The organism is Bacteroides eggerthii, from assembly GCF_025146565.1.
Taxonomy (GTDB): Bacteria; Bacteroidota; Bacteroidia; order Bacteroidales; family Bacteroidaceae; genus Bacteroides; species Bacteroides eggerthii.
In genome coordinates, this window is record NZ_CP102258.1 from 258,259 (window position 1) to 267,448 (window position 9,190).

At 46.3% G+C, this 9,190-nt stretch carries 12 protein-coding genes; all 12 read right to left on the bottom strand.

The window, feature by feature from the left end; genetic code table 11:
* Window positions 1-14: 14 nt before the first annotated feature.
* A complete protein-coding gene (gene rplB, locus NQ546_RS01140) occupies window positions 15-839 on the bottom strand; it encodes a 50S ribosomal protein L2 (RefSeq protein ID WP_004291237.1) in 825 nt (274 codons plus the stop codon).
* A gap of 5 nt (window positions 840-844) precedes the next feature.
* Complete coding sequence (rplW, locus tag NQ546_RS01145; RefSeq protein ID WP_004291238.1) at window positions 845-1,138, bottom strand: 50S ribosomal protein L23; 294 nt, start codon at window positions 1,136-1,138, stop codon at window positions 845-847.
* Window positions 1,139-1,154: 16 nt separating this feature from the next.
* The gene (rplD, locus tag NQ546_RS01150) at window positions 1,155-1,781 is read right to left on the bottom strand and encodes a 50S ribosomal protein L4 (protein WP_004291239.1); all 627 of its coding nucleotides are present in this window, start codon (window positions 1,779-1,781) and stop codon (window positions 1,155-1,157) included.
* Window positions 1,781-2,398 carry a 50S ribosomal protein L3 gene (gene rplC, locus NQ546_RS01155; protein ID WP_004291241.1) on the bottom strand — a complete coding sequence of 206 codons (618 nt, stop codon included), beginning with the start codon at window positions 2,396-2,398 and terminating at the stop codon, window positions 1,781-1,783. Before rplC ends, rplD begins: the two co-directional genes overlap by 1 nt.
* A 19-nt stretch (window positions 2,399-2,417) precedes the next feature.
* Window positions 2,418-2,723, bottom strand: a complete 306-nt coding sequence (gene rpsJ / locus NQ546_RS01160) for a 30S ribosomal protein S10 (protein ID WP_004291244.1) — start codon at window positions 2,721-2,723, stop codon at window positions 2,418-2,420.
* A 92-nt stretch (window positions 2,724-2,815) separates the two neighbouring features.
* Entirely contained in the window at window positions 2,816-4,933 is a 2,118-nt protein-coding gene (gene fusA, locus NQ546_RS01165; RefSeq protein WP_004291245.1) for an elongation factor G, read from the bottom strand.
* Window positions 4,934-4,992: 59 nt separating this feature from the next.
* Complete coding sequence (gene rpsG / locus NQ546_RS01170; protein WP_004291247.1) at window positions 4,993-5,469, bottom strand: 30S ribosomal protein S7; 477 nt, start codon at window positions 5,467-5,469, stop codon at window positions 4,993-4,995.
* A gap of 156 nt (window positions 5,470-5,625) precedes the next feature.
* Window positions 5,626-6,027, bottom strand: coding sequence for a 30S ribosomal protein S12 (gene rpsL, locus NQ546_RS01175; protein WP_004291249.1), 402 nt, complete (start codon window positions 6,025-6,027; stop codon window positions 5,626-5,628).
* A gap of 117 nt (window positions 6,028-6,144) precedes the next feature.
* The gene (locus NQ546_RS01180) at window positions 6,145-6,456 is read right to left on the bottom strand and encodes a DUF3467 domain-containing protein (RefSeq protein ID WP_004291252.1); all 312 of its coding nucleotides are present in this window, start codon (window positions 6,454-6,456) and stop codon (window positions 6,145-6,147) included.
* Between the two features lie 161 nt (window positions 6,457-6,617).
* Entirely contained in the window at window positions 6,618-6,923 is a 306-nt protein-coding gene (locus NQ546_RS01185) for a hypothetical protein (protein ID WP_004291255.1), read from the bottom strand.
* A gap of 40 nt (window positions 6,924-6,963) precedes the next feature.
* The gene (locus NQ546_RS01190; RefSeq protein WP_004291258.1) at window positions 6,964-7,449 is read right to left on the bottom strand and encodes an HU family DNA-binding protein; all 486 of its coding nucleotides are present in this window, start codon (window positions 7,447-7,449) and stop codon (window positions 6,964-6,966) included.
* Between the two features lie 307 nt (window positions 7,450-7,756).
* A complete protein-coding gene (locus tag NQ546_RS01195; protein ID WP_004291260.1) occupies window positions 7,757-9,187 on the bottom strand; it encodes a fimbrillin family protein in 1,431 nt (476 codons plus the stop codon).
* Window positions 9,188-9,190: the final 3 nt, after the last annotated feature.

Genomic DNA, 9,190 nt, shown 5'->3' on the forward strand with positions numbered 1-9,190 from the left:
CTCAATTAATCAGATTACTTCTTTCTTCTCTCAATAATATACTTAGACGATTGTTTCTTCGGAGCTCTTGTCTTAAGACCCTTAGCGTACAATCCCTTACGAGATCTCGGGTGTCCTCCTGAAGCACGTCCTTCACCACCACCCATCGGGTGATCAACCGGGTTCATAACAACACCACGGTTACGCGGACGACGTCCTAACCAACGAGAACGTCCAGCTTTACCTGAACTTTCCAATCCATGATCTGAGTTACCAACGCTACCCACAGTAGCCTTACATGTGCTGAGGATCTGACGAACCTCACCAGAAGGCAACTTAATAACGCAGTATTTACCTTCTCTTGAAGTCAACTGAGCGAAGTTACCAGCCGAGCGAACCAAAGCAGCGCCTTGACCCGGACGTAATTCGATGTTGTGAATTACAGTACCGACGGGAATATTCTGAAGCGGAAGAGCATTACCGATTTCCGGAGCAGCTGTTTCACCTGACATCAAAGTCGCGCCAACTTGCAATCCATTGGGAGCAATAATATATCTTTTTTCACCATCTGCATAAAACAACAGAGCGATACGTGCCGAACGGTTCGGATCGTATTCGATTGTTTTAACCACTGCAGGTACACCGTCTTTATTTCTCTTGAAATCAATGATACGGATAATCTTCTTACTGCCGCCACCGATGTAGCGCATGGTCATTTTACCAGTATTGTTACGACCACCAGTAGATTTCTTACCAAATACAAGAGACTTTTCTGGTACTCGTGCAGTAATCTCTTCGAAAGTACCAATAATTTTATGTCTTTGCCCCGGTGTTGTGGGCTTAAATTTACGTACTGCCATTTCTTTTAAATATTGCTATAAAAATCAATAGTATCTCCTTCTTTCAACGTAACAACCGCTTTTTTGTAAGCGTTTGTACGTCCGTTGATGATACCTGCGCGTGTATAACGGCTCTTGTTCTTGCCGGCATAACGGATTGTATTCACATCAACTACGGTAACGTTGTAAAGGGCTTCTACTTCGTTCTTAATTTCCAGTTTATTAGCTTCAGGACGCACGATAAAGCCGAAACGATTGTTCGCCTTATCAGTAATTGCTGTCATTTTTTCTGTCACTAACGGTTTAATAATAATTCCCATTATTTAAGCCTCCTTTTTACATTAAGATATTGTCGATAGCAGAAAGTGCGCTTTCAGCAAACACAACAACTCCAGCGTCCAATACTCTGTAAGTATTTAACCCTGAGACAGTCTGCACATTAGCGCCCTTCACGTTACGAGCCGACAAATATACGTTTTTATTTGCTTCCGGTAAAATTACAAGCAGCTTTTTGTCAGAAACTTTAAGATTTTTTGTCATAACAACAAAATCTTTAGTCTTAGGAGCTTCAAAGTTGAAGTCTTCCACTACAATGATGCCATTGTTCTGTGCCTTGTAAGACAAAGCCGACTTGCGTGCCAGAGCCTTTACTTTCTTATTCAGTTTGAAGAAGTAATCTCTCGGTTTCGGACCGAATACACGTCCACCACCAACGAGAACCGGTGAGTTCATGTCACCACGACGTGCACCACCGCCACCTTTCTGGCGACCGATTTTGCGGGTAGAACCGCTGATTTCGCTTCTTTCCTTTGACTTGTGTGTACCTTGACGCTGGTTAGCCATAAACTGCTTAACGTCCAGGTAGATAGCGTGGTCGTTGGGCTCAATTCCGAAGATAGACTCGTTTAACGTAATCTTTCTCCCAGTGTCTTCACCTTTAATGTTATATACGTTAACTTCCATTATTTCTCAATTATTACGATTGAACCTTTGCAACCAGGAACAGAACCCTTAATCAAAAGAAGATTGTGTTCCGCGATTACTTTTAATACTTGCAGATTTTGAACAGTTACCCTGTCTCCACCAAGCTGTCCGCCCATGCGCATTCCTTTGAATACTTTTGCAGGGTAAGAACAAGCACCGATAGAACCCGGCTTACGGGCGCGATTGTGCTGACCATGAGTAGTCTGACCCACACCGCCGAAACCATGACGTTTCACAACACCCTGGAAACCTTTACCCTTAGAAGTTCCGACAACGTCAACGAAGTCAGCGCCTTCAAACAATTCTACGGTAACAGTATCACCCAGATTCAATTCTGTCTCAAATTCCTTGAACTCAGCCAAGTGTTTCTTGGGAGTTACTCCAGCTTTCTTGAAGTGGCCCATCAGGGGCTTTGTAGTGTGTTTTTCCTTTTTGTCCTGGAAACCCAACTGAACAGCCTGATAGCCGTCCTTTTCTACAGTTTTCACTTGAGTAACAACACAAGGACCTGCTTCGATAACAGTGCATGGTACATTCTTACCCTCGGCACTGAAAACGGATGTCATTCCGATTTTTTTTCCTAATAATCCTGGCATTTCACTTAATTTTTAATACTTACACTTTGATTTCTACTTCCACACCACTCGGCAACTCCAACTTCATCAGAGCATCTACGGTCTTAGCTGTTGAGCTATAGATGTCGATCAGTCTCTTATAAGAAGAGAGTTCGAATTGTTCACGCGACTTCTTGTTAACGAAAGTCGAACGGTTTACGGTAAAGATACGCTTATGCGTAGGAAGAGGAATAGGACCGCTAACGATTGCGCCCGTTGTCTTCACCGTTCTTACAATTTTCTCAGCTGATTTGTCAACCAAGTTGTGGTCGTAAGATTTCAGTTTGATTCTAATTTTTTGACTCATTACTGTCTTAATTATTAATAGTGTTATTTATACAAGAAAGTTCCGTAGGTTAAGAGTCATTCGCTAACCTACGGACTTTTTCAGTTTATTATTTAGAGCAAGTCTGCACGACCTTTCACTTCTTCCAATACTGCCTTGGCGATAGAGTTGGAAACCTGTGCATGGTGAGAGTATACCATTGAAGAAGTTGCACGACCCGAAGTGATGGTACGCAACGCAGTTACGTAACCGAACATTTCTGCCAGCGGAACCATTGCTTTCACGATGCGGGCACCCGAACGGCTTGATTCCATACCTTCTACCTGGCCGCGGCGCTTGTTCAAGTCACCGATAACGTCACCCATGTTTTCTTCCGGAGTAACAACTTCCAGTTTCATGATAGGCTCCATCAATACCGGACCTGCCTTGGCGCAAGCATTCTTGTAGGCTTGGATGGCACAGATTTCGAATGACAGCTGGTCGGAGTCTACCGGGTGGAAAGAACCGTCGACCAAAGTCACCTTCAGTGAATCCAGCGGATAGCCTGCCAATACACCGTTCTTCATTGCAGTTGTGAAACCTTTCTGTACGGACGGGATGAATTCCTTAGGAATGTTACCACCCTTCACTTCGTCAACAAACTGCAAGCCGCCTTGAGTGAAATCCTCATCAACCGGGCCGATATTCACGATGATGTCCGCAAACTTACCACGACCACCCGACTGCTTCTTGTAAACTTCACGCAAGTTAACAGTCTTCGTGATAGCTTCCTTATAGTTAACCTGAGGCTTACCCTGATTACATTCAACCTTGAACTCACGTTTCAGACGGTCGATGATGATATCCAAGTGAAGCTCACCCATACCGGAGATAACCGTCTGGCCTGTCTGTTCGTCAGTCTTCACTGTGAACGTCGGGTCTTCTTCGGCCAACTTGGCCAAGCCATTAGACAGCTTATCCATATCCTTCTGAGTCTTAGGCTCAACGGCGATACCGATTACCGGTTCGGGGAAGTCCATAGATTCCAATACGATCGGTGCAGTCTCGTCGCACAGCGTATCACCGGTATGTATATCCTTGAAGCCTACACCAGCGCCGATATCACCGGCACCGATCACCTCAACAGGATTCTGCTTGTTTGAGTGCATCTGGAACAGACGTGAAACACGTTCCTTCTTACCGGAGCGAGAGTTGTAGATATAAGAACCGGCTTCGATCTTACCGGAGTAAACGCGGAAGAAAGTCAGACGGCCTACATACGGGTCGGTTGCGATCTTGAACGCCAAAGCAGAAGTCTTTTCATCTTCGCTCGGCTTACGATCCTCTTCGGCACCGGTTTCAGGATTTGTACCGATAACGTTCTCTGTATCCAGCGGAGAAGGCAGGAATGCGCAAACGTAGTCGAGCAATGTCTGCACACCTTTGTTCTTGAATGAAGAACCGCACAACATAGGAACGACAGCCATTTTTACGGTAGCGTTACGGAGGGCTCTCAACACTTCCTCTTCTGTGATAGTGGAAGGATCATCGAAATATTTCTCCATCAGGGCATCGTCAAACTCAGCTACTTTTTCGAGCATTTTATCTCTCCATTCGTTGGCTTCGTCCACCAGGTCGGCAGGAATTTCCTCCACTGTGTAGTCAGCGCCCATTGTTTCATCATGCCAGTAGATAGCTTTCATCTTGATAAGGTCCACCAGACCTTTGAAAGACTCTTCGGCACCGATAGGCACAACGATAGGACAAGGGTTTGCTCCCAAAACGTCCTTCATCTGGCGGACAACTTCGAAGAAGTCGGCGCCCGAACGGTCCATTTTATTAACGTATGCGATACGCGGAACGTTGTATTTGTCGGCCTGACGCCAAACGGTTTCGGATTGCGGCTCAACGCCACCTACTGCACAGTAAGCAGCAACGGCGCCGTCAAGAATACGCAAAGAACGTTCCACCTCAGCGGTAAAGTCAACGTGTCCCGGAGTATCAATCAAGTTGATCTTGTACGTATTACCGGCATATTTCCAACGGGTAGTGGTGGCTGCGGAGGTGATAGTGATACCACGTTCCTGCTCTTGCTCCATCCAGTCCATTGTAGCGGCACCGTCATGCACCTCACCGATTTTGTGGGTCAAACCCGTATAAAACAAAATACGTTCAGAGGTTGTGGTTTTTCCGGCATCGATGTGAGCCATGATACCGATATTGCGTGTCAAATGTAAATCATTCTTTGCCATTTTCTAATTCCTTTTACTTTAAGTTTTTTAATCTTCGATTGTCAGTCTCTTATAGTATATTAGAATCTGAAATGAGCAAATGCGCGGTTGGCTTCAGCCATTCTGTGCATATCTTCTTTACGTTTGTAAGCACCGCCTTGTTCGTTGAAAGCATCCATGATTTCAGCAGCCAGCTTATCAGCCATAGACTTACCGCCACGTTTGCGTGCAAAGATAATCAGATTCTTCATAGAGATAGACTCTTTACGGTCGGGACGGATTTCAGTAGGAACTTGGAAAGTGGCACCACCTACGCGGCGAGACTTCACTTCCACTTGAGGAGTTACGTTGTCCAATGCTTTTTTCCAGATTTCAAGAGCTGATTTCTCTTCGTTCTGCATTTTGTTCTTCACTGTTTCCAGAGCGGCGTAGAAGATTTCGTAAGAGGTATTCTTCTTTCCGTCGTACATCAGGTGGTTTACGAATTTGGAAACTTTCACATCATTAAAAACGGGATCCGGAAGGATAACGCGTTTTTTAGGTTTTGCTTTTCTCATTTGTCTGAAAGAATAATGTTTTTCGTTCTTGGTTGTTTACTTCTGTTTTCTTCAACTCTCCCACCGGAGAATTTACTCAACCTTTAGCATTTCCAACAAACTAAAACGTAAGTTATTACTTTTAATTTTTACTGCTTATCAGTTTCGGCCGCTTGATTATTTCTTCTTGGCGGGAGCAGCCTGTCCCGGTTTCGGACGCTTAGCACCGTATTTGGAACGTCTTTGGGTACGGTTGGCAACGCCTGCGGTATCCAAAGTACCACGAACGATGTGATAACGTACACCCGGAAGGTCTTTCACACGACCGCCGCGCACCAATACGATTGAGTGTTCCTGCAAGTTGTGACCTTCTCCCGGAATGTAAGAGTTCACCTCTTTACCGTTGGTCAAACGTACACGAGCTACTTTACGCATAGCTGAATTCGGTTTCTTCGGAGTGGTAGTGTACACTCTCACGCAAACGCCACGTCTTTGAGGACAAGAATCCAAGGCGGGAGACTTACTTTTCTCTACCAAAACCTCGCGTCCTTTTCTTACTAATTGCTGAATTGTAGGCATTTTAATTGTTTTTAGTTATATATTATTGTTTATATTAATTCAAAACTATACACTTTTGGGCTGCAAAGATACTAATAAGTTTTGAATAATCAATGCACTACAAGTTTTTTTTTGATTTTATGCTTCCCCCTTGATGTTGGGCAGCGGCGGGAGGGGCTGTTCGTCCGGCATGCGAATGGGGCCAAAAGCGCGTTCATATTTGCCTATATTCTCTTCGAGCGCGCGCAGCAGGCGTTTGGCATGTTCGGGCGCCAGCACGATGCGCGACTGCACTCCGGCTTTGGGCATCCCCGGCATCACCCGCACAAAATCCACGATAAACTCCGAGCTGGAGTGGGTGATAATGGCAAGATTGGCATACGTGCCTTGCGCTACTTCCTCTTTCAGTTCAATCTGCAATTGTCCGTTATTATTCTCCTGATTTTCCATAATTGTTTATACATCATTATTATTTATATAGATAGGGGCAAATATACTTCTTTTCATCGGGAACACACAACATACTCCGGTGTAAAAAAAGCCACTGCCCCCATAAAGCACAAAAAAAAGTTCCGCCCCTGCAAGCCGGCCGGCCTGCAAGGGCGAAATCTTTACACAGCCGCAGTGCCGTCCACCGCCAGCCGCCTGTCGCAATTCTCCCGCATGCAGCGGCAAGTCAACGCTTTCGCCAGCTCCGCTTTCAGCGAGAAGATTTCGGTGTGCATCTCCTTCACGCGTGCACTCAGCCCGAAGTAGTCCTGCAACACCTTCTCCAGCTGCCCGACGAGGAAGCCATACTGTTCCCTCACCAGCTCGCTGAACTCTTTCATCTTCTCCACTTTCTTCTTGCTCCGTTTGGAGAGGAACGGGAGGAACGCCAGCAGGCATTCCAGCATTTTTTCAATAATCGCTTTCATCTTTCACTCCTTTCTTTTTGTTCATAACCACAGATGCGCATCATCCCAACGGGTCCTGCTCCTCGCCGCCGCCCGGCACGCTGCCGCCTGCATCCTCCTCTTCTTTCTGCCCGTTCAGGTAGGTTTGCAGATCCACGAACTCCATTGCGTCTTCGGCGCGTGTAGAGGCCAAATCGGGGCGCACGCCGGTCGAAGGGCGGAAGTTGATGCGCACTGTCCGTATCTTCTTTGCCGTACAGTCCTTCTCCGTTTCCGAGCCCTCGGTACGCGCCGAGAGGCTGAACACCCCGAAATCGCGGATGTTCACCGAATGTCCGTTGTACAGGTTCTTGCGCATGCACTCCACGAAGTTGGCAATCACGCTGAGAATATCACCTTTGGAGAGCGAACTGTTCTCTTTCATCTGGTACGCAATCTTGTCGATGCCCACGCTCTGTCCCAAGGTAAGCAGTTGCGGATAATACTTCGCCGCTGCCGTTTGGTCCGCCACATTCTTACGCAATGCTTTTTTAAATACAATAGCCATACTCTTGTCTCCTTTTTACTTTTTTAAGTGAATATTGTCTTTGGTTTCTCCACCATCCCGGCTACCGGTTCTGCCGGATTGGTGAAACAAAGATAACACCGAGCGGAGGCAACACCGACCGCCGGGCGCCGCCGAACGTCGCCCATGTATCCGGATGTATTTATAAAGTCCTTAGATGCAAGAAGGGGCCATCCTCTTTCGGACAGCCCCAAGCACAACTGATTGTCACAGATTACCACATCTGCTGCTACGAGACGGATGCACAAGCATCCGACCGCACATCGTTTATTCCAACTGGTTATTTCATTTATTCATGCCAGGTGATAGTTCCACATTGAGCATTGTTAGATCCGGCACCAACTTTTGTATATCCTTTCATTCTTCCCAAAAATTTTTCTTTAGTATCTCCTTGCTTCAGAGTAATAGTTATATTGCCGCACTTTCCTCCTTTCCCGCTGCCAATCCCGGCTCCAAATTGGGTGCCGGTCGAAGTTATCATTGCATTTTTAATGGTAATGTCGCCGCACCACGCTCCTCCACGCGAGCCAATACCTGCCGGTTCATCTTCATTCGCTTGTGCTATAACCGTACAATCTTCAATATTAATATGCCAGCCACCGGTAGCGCTATATATCGTACCTATTCCACATCCTAAACGCCCACCTATTGCCGTCAATTTCCCGAAACCTACAATCTTAATGCTTCCACTTGTGCCACTATTTCCCAATTGAATACCCGAGGCACCAAAATCATTACTTTTCAAGGTGTTTTTATTTACTACCCTAACAGTAGGGTTACCATTTTGAATATGTAATGCTATCCCGGCAGACACATTTAAGCCATCAATATATATGGTTGGAGCGCCATTTGTAACAGTGATATTATTACCGGTAACCCCGGAACTTTGTGTAACATAATAAGATCTGTCATCTCCAATAGATAGAGGACCTGTTGATAAATCCCACAATTCTTTTCCTGCCTTATCTATAAAAGAAACAACATTAAAATCATATTGCTCCCCCGACAGCAAGCCACTGTCTGTATTAAACGTGGTCGCAAAATCTCTTCCATCTTTCCTACCCGCCACCTTCAGTTGCGTCTGTCCCGGCACAATGCAAGCCTTCCACTTCCGCGCATTCTCTCCATATGCCTTGATTGAGGAACTCCCCGTAACGGCACTTGTATTCAGTGATTGATTGAGAATGGTTACATCCGTTACATCTTCATTGAATGTAAAGATCACTTTTGCCATGCGGTGAGCGAACCGCAGCCTCAGTGCGCCATTGCTGATTGTTCCGTCGGCTACAAGGGCATCGCTCTTATAGTAATTATCGCTGATGCTTTGGTCGGCTTCCACAAAAGCGGTGGAATAGGCTCCGTTACTCTGGTAAGGATAATAGGCTTTCACTGTCGAAGCAGAGTGCTCCCCGCAATAGATTTTTTCGCCTACCGCCACCAATACCGAACCGCTTGCAGGGTATTTGTACTGCACGTTCTGATAGGCCGCACTGCCATCCACCGACACACCGATGTGGCAGCCGGGAGTGAATTTCGTATCGGTTTCTCCACCGTCGCCTGCTCCGGTAAACGTGCTTCTGGACACCACGATGTCTACGGGGATATCCCCGTCGTCCTTGCCGGTGTCGTCCGGCAGGAACGGCTGCCCGTCGCGCGAACAGGCGGCAAGCAGCAGGAGTGCGAAACAGAAACTGAAAAATCTAAAGATTGCGGTTTTCATACA

Coding starts and splice junctions, on each gene's coding strand:
- rpsJ (WP_004291244.1), bottom strand. CDS start 2,723: ATGAGTCAAAAAATTAGAATCAAACTGAAATCTTACGACCACAACTTG.
- rplD (WP_004291239.1), bottom strand. CDS start 1,781: ATGGAAGTTAACGTATATAACATTAAAGGTGAAGACACTGGGAGAAAG.
- fusA (WP_004291245.1), bottom strand. CDS start 4,933: ATGGCAAAGAATGATTTACATTTGACACGCAATATCGGTATCATGGCT.
- rplC (WP_004291241.1), bottom strand. CDS start 2,398: ATGCCAGGATTATTAGGAAAAAAAATCGGAATGACATCCGTTTTCAGT.
- rplW (WP_004291238.1), bottom strand. CDS start 1,138: ATGGGAATTATTATTAAACCGTTAGTGACAGAAAAAATGACAGCAATT.
- rpsG (WP_004291247.1), bottom strand. CDS start 5,469: ATGAGAAAAGCAAAACCTAAAAAACGCGTTATCCTTCCGGATCCCGTT.
- NQ546_RS01185 (WP_004291255.1), bottom strand. CDS start 6,923: ATGAAAGCGATTATTGAAAAAATGCTGGAATGCCTGCTGGCGTTCCTC.
- rplB (WP_004291237.1), bottom strand. CDS start 839: ATGGCAGTACGTAAATTTAAGCCCACAACACCGGGGCAAAGACATAAA.
- NQ546_RS01195 (WP_004291260.1), bottom strand. CDS start 9,187: ATGAAAACCGCAATCTTTAGATTTTTCAGTTTCTGTTTCGCACTCCTG.
- NQ546_RS01190 (WP_004291258.1), bottom strand. CDS start 7,449: ATGGCTATTGTATTTAAAAAAGCATTGCGTAAGAATGTGGCGGACCAA.
- rpsL (WP_004291249.1), bottom strand. CDS start 6,027: ATGCCTACAATTCAGCAATTAGTAAGAAAAGGACGCGAGGTTTTGGTA.
- NQ546_RS01180 (WP_004291252.1), bottom strand. CDS start 6,456: ATGGAAAATCAGGAGAATAATAACGGACAATTGCAGATTGAACTGAAA.